The sequence below is a fragment of the Halobaculum sp. XH14 genome (assembly GCF_032116555.1).
Taxonomy (GTDB): Archaea; Halobacteriota; Halobacteria; order Halobacteriales; family Haloferacaceae; genus Halorarum; species Halorarum halobium.
In genome coordinates, this window is the sequence record NZ_CP134949.1 from 2,982,353 (window position 1) to 2,998,200 (window position 15,848).

Here is a 15,848-nt window from a genome sequence, read left to right on the forward strand (position 1 = left end):
TTGATTAGGCCGGCCTAAAATTCGAAGGCTTCATGTATATTTAGGTTGGCCTAAACATCATGTCAGGCGAGGACGGCGGCCACGAGTCATCGACGCGAAGGGAGTACGTGAAGTACGGGAGCGCGGTCATCGGTGGCGGATTGCTCGCCGGCTGTAGCGAGCAGTCGGAAACAACCTCGACCGTCCCGCCGGCGAGCAGCCAAGCCGACACGACCGCGACGGGGACGGCGACGTCGGAAGCCGAGCGCTACGCAGCGACGCTGTCGCCGGCAGGGACCGTCGAGTTCGGCGAGCCTCCGGAGAACGTGTTCACGGTCCTCCTCCACCACGCGGACATGGCGATCGCGCTCGGCCACGGGGAGTCGCTCAACGGGATGTACAATCCGGAAGGCTTCGGGGAGATCTACGACTTGCTTCTCGAACGGCTCGACGGCGTCTCGGTCGACTGGTCCGGGCTCGCCGACACCTGGAACCCCGACAGGGAGGTACTCTACGAGCTCGACAGCGACGTCCACCTCGAGGATCCGGCGCTCATGACGACGATGCAGGCGTGGGACACCGAGGACGTCGAGGAGATTCGAACGGAGATCGCCCCGTGGTTCGGGAACTCCCTGAGCCGCAACCACAGCGAGCCGCCGGCCGACTGGGCCGACCAGTACCAGTACTACACCCTCTGGGAGATCTTCGGGAAGGTCGCGTCGGTGTTCGGGGAGCGAGCGCGATACGAGGCGCTCTCGGACGTTCGCGGGTCCCTCCTGTCGAGGATCGAGTCCGGCATCCGGGAGGCGGAGGAGCCGCCGCTGACGGCACGATTCCTCTGGCGGGACGGCATCTGGGTCTACCCGCTCAACGGACCGGGCACGGTCCGGGCTCACACGCGGGTGTTCGACGCCGAGGACGCGCTCGCCGACGTTCCGAGCGGGACCCGGATCGACATGGAGGGACTCATCGAAGCCGACCCGGAGGTCATCCTCGTCGACGGCGGACTGGGGCCGAACTGGGAGTCGACCAGACGGGAGCTGTACGACGATCCGGTCGCGGGGAGCATCTCGGCGGTAGAATCCGACCAGGTGTACCCGATCGGCGTTCGCTACGGCGGCCCGATCATGAACCTCTTCCAGCTCGAGATGATCGCAAAGCAGCTCTATCCCGACCAGTTCGGGGAGTGGCCCACGTACGAGGGCGGACCCTACCCCGAGTTTTCGGAGGACGAACGGCTCTTCGACCGCCGGCGCGTCGCGGCCGCCATCAACGGCGACGTCTAATCCGGCACCGGTGGATGGTGAAACGGGCGATGGCGAGACAGGACTGCCCGGCGGGCCTGTGAACGTCCGGTTCGCGCATCGACCGATCGCGGCTCACGTTCTCCCGGCCGTGCTGGCTGGCGGACACGGCTCTCGTGTAGCGATCCGATCGTTTCGAGCGGCCGAATCGGTCAGGACGGGCGGCCGTTCGACGGGGCGGCGGTCAGGCCGTCACCTCCTGCCGGGACCCGACGAGAGTCGGTCCGTTCGACCCGATCGTGCGGACGGAGAGGGACACGACCGAGACGATGGCGACGTACTCGACGACACCGACGACGAGGTGGAGTTCGGGCGGGACGCTCACCGCGACCAGAACCGGCGGCGTGTTCATCGTCGCGTGGAAGAGCGCGACCAGCCAGAGGTTTCCGCTCACCGCGTACACGATACCGTAGGTGAGGCCCATGAGAGTCAGTCCGAGTAGCCGGATCACGGCCGCGGTACCGATGCCGTGCCCGGACGCGAGGACCCACCGCGGGAGGTGGAAGAGGGCGAACAGGACTGCCACGACTACGACGCCGGTGACGACCGCGCGGCGGGTCTCGCCGCCGGCCATCGCGGTGACTTTTTCCTGGAGATACCCACGAAAGACCAGTTCCTCCGGAATCGCGGTGAACAGGAGCGAACTGACGAGCGCCCCGAGATAGGGGAGCGGATGAGCGACGACGCGGGACCACGCCGGGTCGAACCCGACGACGCCACCCAGCGCGAGGCCGACGGCGACGAGATTGTACAGCCCCCAGAACGCGAGGAGAACCGCGATCACGGGGACGAGGCGACGGACGGACGGGAGGATCGAGCGCGGTGAGACGCCCTCGAGTTTCAACGCACCGACGGTGAGTGCGGCGAGGAACACGCCCCAGGCCATCCCCAGGAGGGGTGGCGGCGATTCGTCCGGGGATACGAACAGTAGCACGGAGAGGACGCCGACCACGACGAGGTACGTGGCGACGGGGACCGGCCAACCGCGCTCGAACGTCGGGAGCGCCGCGTCAGTGCGTCCCATCCTAGGATCGCCCCCACTCCGGCTGTTCCACGTGTCGGTTCCAGAATGACGCGTCGAGGTACGCATCCGTCCTGCCGGCCGCTCCCGTCAGCCGGGCGATCCGCCCGACGGTCGCCCCGAGGAGTCGCTGGATCGGCCGGGGAATCGTCGTCATCGTCGTCTCGTCGGCGAGATCCGCCGCGAGCACGAGCGACTGCACCGGTCCCGGGCCGGGATAGGTTCCGTCCCCGTCGCGACCACGTTCGTGCGCGAGCCCCCAGGCGGTGTAGAGGCCGTTCACCGTCCGCATCGACGGGAGTTCGGCCTCGAATGCGACGACCTCGTCGGTATCGTTTCGGAAGGTGTGTGCGCGTTCCGGTTCGACGGTCAGCGACTCGTCGGGGTCGAGTCGGATCGGGTCTCCCTCGCGAACGACCGTGAGTTGCCCCTCGAGCGGCCGGAACGTTTCCGTCGTCGAATGATAGTGGACGGGCGGTTCGGGGGACGCCGGTGACACCCACTGGACCAGAACGGGGCGATCGCTCCGCCCCGAGTCCGGTCGCTCCAGCAGCGCTGCCCACGTCCCGCCCGCGGGGTCGGAAACGAGCGGGTGAGGCGACTGTCGCAGGAGGGCACTCGCGGGACTCTCGGGATCCAGTTCGAGCGTCGGTCCGGCAACCGGGCGTCCGTCCACGAGCGGGCGGCCGGTCCGCAGGGTTCGGCCCCGACTCCGGTCGGTGCGCCGTCCCTGATCACGGGGCTGCGTCTCGGATTCCATCTCCGATACGTGTTGACGGTCCGACGGGGGATGGAGCTTCCGTGAGGTATGCATGGAGGGTTTAAACCTGGCTCGGTGATGGACCGGACGTGAAACACCTCCGGGTCACCGTCCACGTCGACGACGACCACGCGCCGGAGTTCTTCGAGCTGTTGGCCAGTTCGTCGTCCATCGCGGAGACTCGCCTGGTCGACTGGAGCATGACGGCCGGCGAACGGTCGACGCTGCTGTACACCGTCGACGGTGATCCGGCCACCTTCGCCGAACGGGCGGCCGACACCGCCGGAATCGAGTCGGTTGAGCTGTCCGGGACCACTCGAGGGCGGACGTACGCGCTGGTCGTCATGCGACCCCGAGAGACGCCGCTGTTCGCCGCGATCAACCGCGCAAGCGCGGAGGCGGGCCTCATCGTCCGCAAACCGATCGTCTATCGCGACGGAACCATGTCGGCTCGCGTCGTCGGGGAGGCTGCAGTGCTCCAGCGCGCGCTTGACGCTGCTCCCGACGGCGTCGACGTCCGCATCGACGAGATCGGCCAGCTCCGGGGTCATGCCGACGACCCGGTGGTTTCGCTGAGCGACAGACAGCGCGAGGCGGTCGCCGTCGCGCTCGAACTCGGCTACTACAACCAGCCCCGCGAGGCGACTCACGAAGACGTGGCGGTCGAACTCGACTGTGCAGCGCCGACGGCCAGCGACCATCTCCAGAAGGCGGAAGCACGCATCGTCCGCGCGGTGATGGACGAGTTCGGGGTTGACGCGTGAGCCCTCTCGGGAACGCGGCCGTTCGGGCGGGTGGATGCCGTCATGGGAGACTGCGGGAGGAGTTCGAGGCAGCGCGGAGATCGGTCGCACGGACTGTTCGGCGGACGGAGAACTGGCTGACGTTTCCGTTCGCCGGGGGGAGTCGAAGGTGTCCCGGTCTCGGCGGACGAGCAGTCGCCCGAGTCGTGATGCGACGGACTGTTCTCACACTTGGAACACCTGATCGTGATGCTCGGCGCCCGGATCCGGGAGCGGACCCGCCGTCCTGTACCTGTCGGTCGAACTCGTCCTGCCTGGCTCGATACCCAGCGGTCCTCGTCGCTACTGGACACTGTAGTACGATGAGGAGCGTATTTCGATGTGAGTAGTCGTGAAAAGCGGCTCCGGACGGGAAGCCAGCGCTCGAACTGCTCGCGCTCGTCCGTGACACCTGCAACGCGCTCACGTGCCCACCGTCCGATCGTGGCCGCTCGTCGTCGCGGTCGCTCTCTCGGGCATGCTACTCCGCTCTCCACCCGGCGGGAGCGGACAACCCCGCCAAGATCAGACGGAGGGCGGCGTGACGACCCGGAACCTCACGGTGATCGCGTGCTTGCGACGGCCATCCGTTTCGCCCGCTCAGCCGTCCACGGCAGTCCGTGCAGGCGAACAGCAGTCGGAATCGCCCCGGCCGCCCGCTCCACGCGGTTCACCGTCTCTGTGAGGAGATCCACCCTCCAACTCCCGGAACGCAGTCTCTGGTCAATCTGACGGCGGCTCTCGGTCGGCTCTCACCACGTGAGTTCGAACCGTGCTCCGCCTTCCGCGCTCTCCGCGAGTGTGATCTCCCAGCCGTGTCCCTCCACGATCTGGGTGACGATCGAGAGTCCGTAGCCGGTCCCGTCTTCCGTCGTCGAATAGCCGTGCTCGAAGACGTCTGCCCGGACCGGCTCCGGGATTCCCGGCCCGTCATCTGCGACGTACAGTCCCGCGTCTCCCGAGAGCCGTCCCACACGAACCGTGACGTCGGCTCCGGCGTGGTCGATCGTGTTGCGGAACAGGTTCTCGAGCAGTTCCCGCAAGCGACTGCGATCGGCGGTGATCGATCCCAGTTCGTCTTCGAGCTGGAGCGTCGCCCCGTGCGTCTCGACGCTGTTCCACGACTCGTGGACGGCGTCCGCGATACCAACGGACTCGGCGTCTCCCACGGAGTGGCCCTCCTTCGAGAGTTCGAGGACGTCGTCGACGAGATCGTCGATCCGATCGAGCGCGTCCGCGACTCGCTCGAGTTCCGGACTGTCGTGGGTCTCCCGTGCGAGTTCGGTATAGCCTTGCGCGACCGAGAGCGGATTTCGGATGTCGTGTGTCAGGATATCAGCGAACTCGTTCAGCCGGTCTCGTTGTGCCTGCAGCTGGTCCTCTCGTCGTCGCTGCTCGGAGATGTCCCGGATGATGCCCGTGAAGTACTGGTCGCCACCGTGTTCGTGTTCGCGGAGACTGATCAGCGTCGGAACTTCGTGGCCGTCCTTGTGGAGGGCGGGGAGTTCGATGCCACCCCAGTCGATGTTCCGCTCCCCGGTCGTGACGTAGGAGTCGAGCGCCGCAGCATGGACCGGTTCGAGCCGATCGGGGATGATCTTCATCTTCGAACTCCCGATCAGTTCGTCGGGCGCGTACCCCAGGATGTCCTCGACCGCCGGGTTCGCGTACACGATGTCGCTCTCCTCGTCGATGGTCAACATCCCTTCGGCCGCGTTTTCAACGAGCGTCCGATAGACGTCGTCGTCGATCCGCGGGAGCGGAGAGTCCATCACCGTGCGAGCAATGGATGTACACAGTTAACGCTTATCGCAAAACTGCTTCCCTCGGATATATATCAAAATTTGAATGGTTCGGAGATGACGATGGATATCGAGCCACTTGTTCCGGATCGGGTTCGATCGACGTACTCCCCCGTTCGAATCCGGATGGCCCACCCGTGAGCCAGTTCGACGTGCCGACCGCTCCCGACGCTCGTTCCAGGATGGTAGTCAGTTGGAATCCAACTGTAGAGAGTTACATACGTTGATAACTGAGTTGTCCTTTTCACGATAGGTACGCGTGTGAACAACTCGACGGGCGGGACGATCGCACGAAACCAACATCGTATCGACTGGGCCCGACCGGCCGGCCACCGTGGGTGGAAAACGGAACGCCCGCAGTGATCACCGCGCCGATCACGGGACCGTCGAACGCACGGTGCTGCGGTGCCGAAGACGGTGGCGGAGCACCGAGGTCTCAGGTGCGTCAGCGACCTGCCATCGACGTCAGCGATCCTCGGTCGGGTGGTCGAGTTCCTTGTCCCACGCTTTCCACGTGTGAACCATGGGGACGAGTTCGTACTCCTCGATGATCGACGCGTCCTCGAACAGCTCCCACGTGTAGTCTTTCACGTCGTGGAGCGTCTCGTGCCAGAGGCGGACGAACAGGTCGTAGGTCCCCAGACAGGAGTCGAGCGAGTAGATGAGCTCCTCGTCGATCAGTGCGCCGATGAGCTCGTCCCGCTCCTCGGCGGTGGCACTCGAGTCGAGTTTGACGAGGACGTCAGCGTACGCGAGGTCGAGCTCCTGGAGCACGATGACGGCGTGAACGTCCACGGCGCCGCGGTCCAGCAGGTTCTCCCGGCGTCGGCGGACCGCGGTCCGCGATAGTCCGACCTGCTCTGCGAGCTCCGTGTCCGAGATCCGGCCGTTCTCGTTCAGCGCCCGGAAGATGCTGTAGTCGTGTTCGTCCAGGTATCCTTCCAGCAGCGCTCGATGGATCGAGTCGGCGTGCGAGTCGCTCTCGTCGTCTTCCGGCATCGGCTCGGGCTCTGATGGAGTGGACGTCATTGCGTGGCGTCCGACGTGTTACGGTGCATTGGTATAATTCTGGGTAAGTACGTCGCCGTGGTTCGTCAGTGTCTCCCGATCACGGAGTGGTCCGAGAGCGGGCTGTAGTCGATGTCGTACCCGAACGCCTCCGGCCCGATGACGTCCAGGGCCGCGTCCGATTTCAACAGGTTCGGGGCGGGCACGCCGAGGACGGTGACGCGCTGGCCGTATCGGAGCGATCCCGTCGTGATCGGGGCCCCGGTGTCCTTGTCGACGATACAGATGAGGTCCGGGACCGACGCGAGGACGTCGTCGGCGGCGTCACGCGCGATGAGGAACTCGTTCTGGAACTCGATCGACAGCGACTCCTCGCCCTCGAGTGCCGCGAGCGAGACCTCGCCGAACGCGAACCCGTCACGGTTGCGACGGAAGACGTCGACGATCTTCCCGGTGAACAGCGACTCCGCGTGGAGCGTGTCTTCGATCGCGGCGATCGGGCTGCCGGCCCCCTCCCGGCTCTGATGGACACGGCGGCCGAGCTCGCGGGCCAGCGACACCGTGTCAGCGATCGCGTACTCGCCGACGAACGACCCGTCCATCAGGGGGCACGCGTAGCCCGAGCGGCCGCCCATGTTCACGGTGATCGAGCGCGCGAACGTCTCGAGCTGTGACGGGCTCTGGATGTCCTGATACACGACGCTGTTCCCGTGTTCGTCGGTGTTCGCGCCGTAGTTGACGGGCGCGCCGTAGATGAAGAACGTGTCCATCTGGAGCTCGGGGAACGCCCTCCCCATGCCGTCGCCATCGACGACCGGCAGCTCGGCGAGGGCCGCCACGCACAGCGGGGCGATGCTGTTCGCGCCGCCGATCTCGCCGGGGATGACCGCGTCGACCGTTTCGCCGGCTGCCGTCTCGATCGCGCGAAGCGAGTTGAGGTCCTCGTCGCCGCTCGAGAACTTCTCCCGGCTGATGGTCGGAGCGCCCATCCCGCCGACGCTCGTCACCGTCGCGTCGGGGTCGAGATCGTCCGGGCTGATGATCTCGACGTGGTCGGGGTGGGCGTCGTCCTCGAAGATGGTCTGGAGCCGCAAGCGACCCAGCCGCGGATCGCCGCCGCCGCCCGTGCCGAGGATGCCGGCGCCGGTGGCGAGCCACTCGAGGTCGTCCGTTCGGATCGTCGAGACGGTGGGAGCCGTCGTATCGTGTGTTGATGACATGTGTCAGGTCGAGAGCGGGGTGTAGTCGGTTTCGATGCCGAACGTTCGGGGCCCCCAGACGTCGAGGGCCGCCTCCGAGCGCATGATCGGGGGGGTCGGGATCGCCAGGACGCGAGCGCGAGCGCCGTACCGCAAGCGTTCGGTCGGGATCGGGTCGCCAGATTCGCGATCCAGGACCGTGATGAGGTCCGGGACGGTGGCGACGTACTCCCCGTCACGTTTCGCGGCGAGGTTCTCGTTCTGGAACTCGATCCGCATCGAGGAGCCGTGATCCTGGCCGAGCCCCGCGAGCTCGACGTGGCCGAGGACGAACCCCCCCTCGTTGCGGCGTTTGACGTCGACGATCTTCCCCTCGAACAGCGAGGTGGCCTCGCCGTAGATCGAGTCGGCCGTCACCGAGCGGATCGCGTCCACGACGTCCTCGCCGGCCGACCGGACCGCGGCACCGAGCTCCGACGCGAGCGACATCGTCCCCGGGATCGCGGTGTCTTTCACCTCCGCCCCGGACATCGGGTAGTCGGCGACGTAGCCGACGCCCCCCATCCGGACGGTGAGCCCGCGCGCGAGCCACTCGAGTTCGGCGTTGGACTCCGTTTCGAGCAGGCAGACGTTCCCGCGCTCGTCGCTGACCGCGGCCGGCGTCCCGTCGACGCCGTAGATGTTGAACGTCTCGTGCTGGAGTTCGGGGAACGCCCGCCCCATTCCGTCGGCGTCGACGAGCGGGATCCCCTTGCGGGCGGCGACCGCGAACGGGAAGGTGGAGTTGATCCCCCCGCACTCGATGGGCATGGTGGCGTCAGCCTCCGTCCCGAGTTCTCGTTCGAGGCGTTCGAGCGACGCGGCAGGCTCGCCGCCGCCGGGGACCTTCTCGACGGCCACCGTCGGGGCACCCATCTGCGCGGTCGGGATGACCAGCGCGTCATCGTCCAGTTCCGCCGGGTCGATCAGCTCCACCGTGCCGTGCTCACGGATCGCCTGCTTGGCGACGAGTTTCCCGACGTTCGGGTCGCCGCCGCCGCCCGTGCCGAGCACCGTCGCACCGAGGGCGACGTCCTCGACGTCGGCTTCCTCGACGAGCATCATTCGTCGCCGAGCGTCCCCGCGGCTTTGACCTTGATGCGGACCGCGTTCCCGGGGAGGTACGACAGCGGCACCTCCTCGACGTCGACGACGTCGACCGTCTCCTCGGCCGCGCCGGCCCCGACCGCGTTCTCGGTCGCCTCCGATTTCGCGGTTTCGAGCGCCTCGTCCCGGGTCTGGTCGTCGAGGCTGAAGATGCGGTCGACCTGTCCGGAGACCTGCGCGATGGCGACCCCGACCGCGTTCGCCACCTCGTAGTGGTCAGGCATGTACACCTCGCTGGCACCCTCCAGGTCGGCGGGAACGAGAATGCTCCCCCCGCCGACGACGACGACGGGGACCGGTTCGGGGCTCGTCTTCATCCGGTCGACCGCCTGCTCGACGCGGTCGCGGATGTGGCTGCGAGCGCCCTCGATCGTCTCGGCGTCCACGTCGGGCGACTCCGGGCCGATGTCGACCGACCCGCTCGCGACCTCGACGTCGGTCGCGGTGAGCGTCTCCCCGCCGAAGCAACGGCTCTCCTCGGTCAGCCGGTAGCCGACGCTCTGTGGGCCGACGGTGACGTCGTCGCCCTCGCGGGTCACGTGGGACCCGCCCCCGATCCCGATGCTGATCAGGTCCGGCATCCGGAAGTTCGTCTTGACGTCGCCGATCTCCACGGCGACGCTGCTCTCGCGGGGGAACCCGTCGGTCACCGCGCCGACGTCGGTGGTGGTCCCGCCGACGTCGACGATGATCCCGTTTTCCACGCCCGAGAGGTACGCCGCCCCGCGAACGGAGTTCGACGGGCCGCTCGCGACGGTGAAGATGGGGTACTCGAGCGCGTACTCGACGCTCATCAGCGTCCCGTCGTTCTGGCCGAAGTAGAGCTGTGCCTCGATCCCGCGCTCGTCCATCGCCTCGAGGAACGCGGAGGCGGCCTCGTCCGCGACGCTCGTGAGCGCCGCGTTCAGCGTCGTCGCGTTTTCACGCTCCAGGAGGCCGACGCTCCCGATCTCGTTCGACAGCGAGACCGGGACGTCCTCGCCGAGTTCCTCGTGGATCAGCTCCGCGACGCGCTCCTCGTGATCCTCGCGGACGGGCGAGAAGACGCTCGTGACCGCAAACGAGTCGGCGTCGCCGAACTCCCGGACGGTTTCCCGAACCTGCGCTTCGTCGAGGTCGTTGAGCGTCCGGCCGTCGAACTCGTGTCCGCCGTCGAGGATCGCGGTCTTCCCGCCGATCGCGGCCTCGAGATCGTCGGGCCACTCCAGCAGCGGCCGAACGCTCTCGGTCGCCGGCGCGCCCAGTCGGATGACGCCGACGTCGTTCAGCCCCCGCCGTTCGGTGATGGCGTTCGTCGCGTGTGTCGTCCCGAGCATGACGTACTCGAGTTCGTCCGCCGTGAACGCGACGGCGTCGAGCACGTCGTCCAGCGCGTTGACGATGCCGGTCGTGATGTCCTCCGTCGTCGGGCGCTTGGTCTGCGTGATCGGGGAGTCGTCCTCGTCGAGGATGACCGCGTCCGTGTTCGTGCCACCTACGTCGATGCCGAGTCTGTATCCGTTCATTTGTCGTGCTCAGTGTGAATGTGTTCGATCGGTTCGTAGTCGATGTCGTACTCGAAGTACTCCGGCCCGACGAGCTCGAGCCCGGCCGGCGTGCGCCACTTCTCGGAGCACTCCATGCCGATGACGGTGACGCGCTGGCCGTACCGCAGGCCCTCCGTCGTCACCGGGTCGCCGGTTTCCGAATCCAGGACCGTGATGAGGTCCGGGACGCTCGCGAGCACGCCGCGCTCGCTGTCGCGCGCGACGAGGTGCTCGTTCTGGAAGTCGAGCGTGAGCGTCCGCCCCTCGTCGGCCGAGAGGCCGTCGATCGTCGCCTCCCCGACGGCGAAGCCGCCCTCCGTCCGGCGGGCGACGTCCTTCACCTTGCCATCGAACAGTTCGTAGCCGTCGACGAACTCGACGAGCGCGTCGATCGGATCCGCGGACGCCTCCTGTGCCTCCCGGATCGTCTCCCCGATGTCGCGGGCGTACGACATCGACCGCAGAATGCCGTGCTCCCGGAGCTGTGTCCCCGTGTGTGGGTACGTCGCGATCATGCAGGAGCCGCCCATGTCGATGCTCAACGTGCGGGCGAACTGCTCGGCCTTCTCGTTCGTCTTCGTGTCGACGAACACCGAGTTGCCCTTCTCGTCGGCGATCGCCATCGGGGTCGCCTCGATCCCGCCCAGCGTGAGCGTCACCATCTGGACTTCGGGGAACGCGCGTCCCATGGCGTCCGCGTCGACGAGCGGGATCTCGAGCGCCGCGGCGACGGCGATCGGGATGGTGCTGTTGAGCCCGCCCGCCTCGATGCTCATGGTCGCGTAGGCCTCCTGCCCGATGGACCGCTCCAGCGCTTCGAACGCCGCGACTGCCTCGCCCCCGTGGGGGATCTTTTCGACCATGACCGTCGGCGCCCCCAGCATCGCGCTGGGGACGACGAGTTCGTCGTCCGGAACGTCCGCCGGGTCGAGCAGTTCGACCGGTCCGTGTTCTTCGATCGCCTGTTCCGCCATCAGCCGGCCGATGTACGGGTCCCCCCCGCCACCGGTGCCGAGAACCGTGGCACCCGTGGCGAGGTCCGCAAGGTCCTCGCGTGTGATCGTGTCGTTACTCATGTGTTGGGTGTCCGCTCGGTCGCCGCCACCGGTTCCACCGCGGGAGCGTCCTCGAACGCCTCGGCGTGCTCCGGGTGGTAGATGTGGCAGCGAGCTTCGCCGTGTGCGTCGATGGAGTGCAGGGGCACGCGGTCGGTTTCACAGACGTCCGTCGCGTACGGACAGCGCGTGTGGAACCGACAGCCGGAGGGGACGTTCTCCGGGCTCGGAATCTCGCCCTCCAGACGCTCCTGGTGTGGTTTGTACGCCTCTTCGTCCTCGCTCGTCACCGGAATCGCCGAGAGGAGCGCCTGCGTGTACGGGTGGTGTGGCTGCTCGAAGAGCCGCCGGGTCGGTCCCCGTTCCTGGATCTGACCCAAGTACATGACGGCCGTGCGCTCCGCCACGTTCCGCACGAGCGAGAGGTCGTGCGTGATGAACAGGTACGTCAGATCGAACTCGTCCTGCAGGTCGTCCAGGAGGCGAACGATCTTCGCCTGCACGCTCACGTCGAGCGCGCTCGTCGGTTCGTCCAGGATCAACAGCTCGGGTTCGATCGAGATCGCCCGGGCGATGTTGATCCGCTGTTTCTGCCCGCCGCTCAACTCGTGCGGGTAGCGGTGGCGATGTTCGGGGTTCAACTCGACTCGTTCGAGCAGGCGTTCGATCCGATCGACCCGATCGGCACGGGCCACGCCGCGTGCCTTCAGCGGGACCTCGAGGGTTTGCTCGACGGTCCGACGCGGATTCAGGCTGGACGTCGGGTCCTGAAACACCATCTGGACCTTCGTCCGGAGCGCTTCGAGCTCCGAGTCCGAGAGGTCCGTGACGTCCTCCCCATCGAACGTGACCGTGCCGCCGGTCGCCCGCTTGAGGCCGATGATCGTCTCCGCGACGGTGCTCTTTCCGCTTCCCGATTCGCCGATCAGCGCGAGCGTCTCGCCTCGCTCGATGTCGAACGACACCCCGTCGACGGCCTTCACGTGGCCCGTGGTGCGCTGGAACAGCCCCGACTTGATCGGGAAGTACTTCTCCAGGTCCCGAACCGAGAGGAGCGGATCGCTCATTCGACGTCCCCCGTGGACCCGTCGGGCCCACTCTCGGGAACGGTCGTCGCGGCCGGGGCTGGCGAGGACTCACGCATCCTGTCGCGGGTGTCCTGCAGCGTCGGCTTCTCGTAGGGAGCCGGCTTCATCTCGTCGTAGAGGAAGCACGCGACGCCGTGCTCGCCTCCGGGCTCGGGCCGGAGTTCCGGTCGCTCGGTCTCACATCGGTCGTGAGCGTACGGGCACCGGGCCGCGAACCGACAGCCGCCGGGGGGACCGATGTACTCGGGGATCGACCCGTCGATCCCGTCGGCCATTGCTTCCCCGGTCAGCTTGGGGATCGACGCGATCAGGCCCTGCGTGTACGGGTGCTTCGGGTCCCGGAAGATCTCCTCGGTCGGCGCCGTCTCCACGATCCGACCGGCGTACATGATGTACACGCGGTCGCTGAGCTGTCGTGCGACGCCCAGGTTGTGGGTGATCATCAGCAGCGACAGGTTCCGCTCCTCGATGAGATCCCTGAGCAGGTCCAGCACCTGGTCGTGGATGGTCACGTCGAGGGCGGTCCCGATCTCGTCGGCGATGAGGAGGTCCGGCTCGTTGAGGAGCGCCTGTGCGATGAGCACCCGCTGGGACATGCCGCCCGACAGCTGGGACGGGTAGCTGTCCAGGATGCGCTCGGGATCGGGCATCTGGACCTCCTCGAGGAGCTCCAGCACCCGCTTTCGAGCCCCCGCACGGTCACCGTCGAGGTGCTTGCGGCGGAGGTACTCGAGGACGCCCACGTTCTGGTTGCCGCCGAACTGGGCCGTGTCGGTGAGCTGTTCGCCGACCGTGAACACGGGGTTCAGCGACGACATCGGGTCCTGGAAGATCATCCCGATATCCCGTCCCTTGATCCGGTCCACCTCGGTTCTCGACGCGTTCAGGAGGTCGTGGCCCCTGAAGGAGATCTCGCCGGTCGGGATCCGCGCCGGGGGCTGCTGGAGCGTGCCGAGGATGGACCGCATGGTGACGGACTTCCCGCAGCCGGTCTCGCCGACGACGGCGACGACTTCGCCCTCGTTCACCGTGAGGTCGACGCCGTCGATCACCTCCGCGGTGCCGTCGAACGAGTCGAAGTGGACGCGGAGGTCCTCGACCGAGAGGATCGGCTCCCCGTCACCGGCGCGACTCATTGCTGTACCTCCACGTCGAACAGGTCTCTCAGTCCGTCACCGATCATGTTGAATCCCATCACGACGACCAGAATCGCCACGCCCGGGAAGATGCTCACCCACCAGCCGTCCGGGAGATACGTCGTCCCGTCGCTGACCATCGTCCCGAGCCCCGGCTGGGGCGGCTGGACGCCGACGCCGATGAACGACAGCCCGGCGCCGATCAGGATGACGAAGCCGGCGTCGAGTGTCACCTTCACGAGGATGGGCGAGAGGCAGTTCGGCAGGATCTCCCGGAACAGAATGTGCGGCGTCGAGGCCCCCGCGAGTTCCGCCGCGGCGACGTACTCCTCGTTTCGCTCGCTCGCCACGAGGTTCTGTACCAGCCGTGCGTACCACGTCCACCAGAGCGACGCGATCGCGAGCATCGCGTTGGTGATCGTCGGTTGCAGGGCCGACGTGATCGCGAGCGCCATCACGAGCGGTGGCAACGCGAGGAACGCGTCCGTCGCCCGCATGATGACGGTCTCGACGATCCCCTCGTAGTAGCCGGCCACCAGGCCCAGGAGGACGCCGGTCGGGACGCCGATCCCGAGCACGACCGCGACCATCAGGAGCGACAGCCGGTAGCCGAAGATCACCCGGCTGAACACGTCGCGGCCGCTCTGGTCGGTCCCGAACGGGTGTTCGAGACTCGGCGGCTGCATCGAGTTCGCGAAGTCGGTGAACGCGCCGGCGTGTTCCGGGTGTGGAGTGAGGACGGGCGCGAAGACGGCCATCGTCACGACGAACCCGACGATCGCCAGGCCGGCCGCGCTGATCGGCCGGCTCACGAAGCGCTTCGTCGCACGGGCCCACGAGTCCCGCCGCGACGGCGGGAAGCGTTTGTCGAGCCAGCTGAGGCGCTCGGATTCGGGTTCGGATGCGCCGGGCCGTGCCGTGTCACCGCTCATGTCGATTCCTCCATCGCGAGTCGGATCCGCGGATCGACGCGGCCGAGCAGCAGGTCGATGACCAGGTTGGCGAGGACGAACGCCAGGCCGATCGTCATCGTCACGCCGACGATCGCGTTGAAGTCGTTCGCCAGGACCGCCTGCACGCCGTAGGAGGCGATCCCCGGGAAGTTGAACACGAGTTCGATGAGGAACGCGTTGCCCAGCAGCGACGCGTACAGCAGCCCCAGGATCGTCAGCGTGGGGATGAACGCGTTCTTCAGCGTGTACTTGTAGACGACGAGCCAGTTCGGCAGGCCCAGGCCGCGTTCGGCCTCGATGTAGTCCTTCCGCTGGACGTCGATCATGCTCGATCTGGTGATGCGCATGATCTGACCGATCCCGGCCATCGAGAGCGCGAGCGCGGGCAACAGCAGGTGCATCCAGGCGTCGACGTGTGCGGCCCAGTGACCGCCCAACAGCGTGTCGACGAGCATGAACCCGGTCTGTCGGGTCACCTCCTCCTCGAACCCGCGTGAGAGCCGGCCCGTGATCGGGAACCACTGGAGGAGGTACCCGAACACGACCTGGAACACGATGCCGATGAAAAAGCCCGGCACGCTCACCCCGACGAACGAGACGAGGCGAGTCGCGTTGTCGACGACCCCGTCCTTGTCGCTGGCAGCGACCACCCCGAGGAAGATCCCGAAGACGATCGTGAACGCCATGGCGAGCGAGATCAGCTCCAGCGTCGCCGGAAGGTACCAGAGGATGTCGTTCGCGACGGGGCTTCGGGTCTGGAGGCTCATCCCCAGATCGCCGACGAGGAGGCCCTGCAGGTAGTCGACGTACTGAACGGGCAGCGGCTCGTCCAGTCCCAGTTCGCTCGCGAACTCTTCGACCTGCGCTTCCGAGGCCGTCGGACCCAGCGCCATCCGCGCCGGGTTCCCCGGCAGGATCCGTGACACCGCGAAGATGATGACCGACAGCCCGGCGAGGCTCGCGATCATCCCGGTGAACCGCCGGATCAAGTACTGGTAGTACTTCATGCTCCCCTCACCACGCGGGGCGAGTCGGCGGCTCCGACGCCGTGGGCCGACGTGTGGCTCCGAACTCCGTCGAACCGCGGAC

The 15,848-nt window shown here is 67.0% G+C and carries 14 protein-coding genes; 2 read left to right on the plus strand and 12 right to left on the minus strand.

Features of this window, described 5'->3' with window-relative positions; genetic code table 11:
- The first annotated feature begins 59 nt into the window (after nucleotides 1–59).
- A complete protein-coding gene (locus RJT50_RS15205) occupies nucleotides 60–1,265 on the plus strand; it encodes an ABC transporter substrate-binding protein (RefSeq protein WP_313692425.1) in 1,206 nt (401 codons plus the stop codon).
- A 202-nt stretch (nucleotides 1,266–1,467) separates the two neighbouring features.
- Here the strand turns inward: RJT50_RS15205 and RJT50_RS15210 are convergent, their stop codons facing one another.
- Together RJT50_RS15210 and RJT50_RS15215 are read right to left on the minus strand one after the other, a co-directional pair.
- A complete protein-coding gene (locus RJT50_RS15210; RefSeq protein WP_313692426.1) occupies nucleotides 1,468–2,307 on the minus strand; it encodes a CPBP family glutamic-type intramembrane protease in 840 nt (279 codons plus the stop codon).
- A 1-nt stretch (nucleotide 2,308) separates the two neighbouring features.
- Nucleotides 2,309–3,064 (minus strand): cupin domain-containing protein, encoded by a 756-nt coding sequence (locus RJT50_RS15215; protein ID WP_313692428.1) that lies wholly within the window; start codon nucleotides 3,062–3,064, stop codon nucleotides 2,309–2,311.
- Nucleotides 3,065–3,153: 89 nt separating this feature from the next.
- Between RJT50_RS15215 and RJT50_RS15220 the strand changes: the two genes are divergently transcribed.
- Nucleotides 3,154–3,828, plus strand: a complete 675-nt coding sequence (locus RJT50_RS15220) for a helix-turn-helix domain-containing protein (protein ID WP_313692430.1) — start codon at nucleotides 3,154–3,156, stop codon at nucleotides 3,826–3,828.
- A 770-nt stretch (nucleotides 3,829–4,598) separates the two neighbouring features.
- Here the strand turns inward: RJT50_RS15220 and RJT50_RS15230 are convergent.
- The 10 genes from RJT50_RS15230 to RJT50_RS15275 all read right to left on the minus strand — a co-directional run bounded on the left by RJT50_RS15230 (nucleotide 4,599) and on the right by RJT50_RS15275 (nucleotide 15,766).
- Nucleotides 4,599–5,618: a two-component system sensor histidine kinase NtrB gene (locus tag RJT50_RS15230; RefSeq protein WP_313692431.1), complete on the minus strand. Its 1,020-nt coding sequence runs from the start codon at nucleotides 5,616–5,618 to the stop codon at nucleotides 4,599–4,601.
- Nucleotides 5,619–6,113: 495 nt separating this feature from the next.
- Nucleotides 6,114–6,647, minus strand: coding sequence for an Lrp/AsnC family transcriptional regulator (locus RJT50_RS15235; RefSeq protein WP_313692432.1), 534 nt, complete (start codon nucleotides 6,645–6,647; stop codon nucleotides 6,114–6,116).
- A gap of 95 nt (nucleotides 6,648–6,742) precedes the next feature.
- Nucleotides 6,743–7,876 (minus strand): S-methyl thiohydantoin desulfurase family protein, encoded by a 1,134-nt coding sequence (locus RJT50_RS15240; protein ID WP_313692433.1) that lies wholly within the window; start codon nucleotides 7,874–7,876, stop codon nucleotides 6,743–6,745.
- Between the two features lie 3 nt (nucleotides 7,877–7,879).
- Nucleotides 7,880–8,956: an S-methyl thiohydantoin desulfurase family protein gene (locus RJT50_RS15245; RefSeq protein ID WP_313696042.1), complete on the minus strand. Its 1,077-nt coding sequence runs from the start codon at nucleotides 8,954–8,956 to the stop codon at nucleotides 7,880–7,882.
- Nucleotides 8,956–10,506 (minus strand): hydantoinase/oxoprolinase N-terminal domain-containing protein, encoded by a 1,551-nt coding sequence (locus RJT50_RS15250; protein WP_313692434.1) that lies wholly within the window; start codon nucleotides 10,504–10,506, stop codon nucleotides 8,956–8,958. Before RJT50_RS15250 ends, RJT50_RS15245 begins: the two co-directional genes overlap by 1 nt.
- Complete coding sequence (locus tag RJT50_RS15255) at nucleotides 10,503–11,603, minus strand: S-methyl thiohydantoin desulfurase family protein (protein WP_313692435.1); 1,101 nt, start codon at nucleotides 11,601–11,603, stop codon at nucleotides 10,503–10,505. Before RJT50_RS15255 ends, RJT50_RS15250 begins: the two co-directional genes overlap by 4 nt.
- Nucleotides 11,600–12,649, minus strand: coding sequence for an ABC transporter ATP-binding protein (locus RJT50_RS15260; RefSeq protein WP_313692436.1), 1,050 nt, complete (start codon nucleotides 12,647–12,649; stop codon nucleotides 11,600–11,602). Before RJT50_RS15260 ends, RJT50_RS15255 begins: the two co-directional genes overlap by 4 nt.
- Entirely contained in the window at nucleotides 12,646–13,806 is a 1,161-nt protein-coding gene (locus tag RJT50_RS15265; protein WP_313692437.1) for an ABC transporter ATP-binding protein, read from the minus strand. The genes RJT50_RS15260 and RJT50_RS15265 overlap by 4 nt, the downstream gene beginning before the upstream one ends.
- Nucleotides 13,803–14,738 carry an ABC transporter permease gene (locus RJT50_RS15270; protein WP_313692438.1) on the minus strand — a complete coding sequence of 312 codons (936 nt, stop codon included), beginning with the start codon at nucleotides 14,736–14,738 and terminating at the stop codon, nucleotides 13,803–13,805. The genes RJT50_RS15265 and RJT50_RS15270 overlap by 4 nt, the downstream gene beginning before the upstream one ends.
- Entirely contained in the window at nucleotides 14,735–15,766 is a 1,032-nt protein-coding gene (locus RJT50_RS15275) for an ABC transporter permease (protein WP_313692439.1), read from the minus strand. The genes RJT50_RS15270 and RJT50_RS15275 overlap by 4 nt, the downstream gene beginning before the upstream one ends.
- Nucleotides 15,767–15,848: the final 82 nt, after the last annotated feature.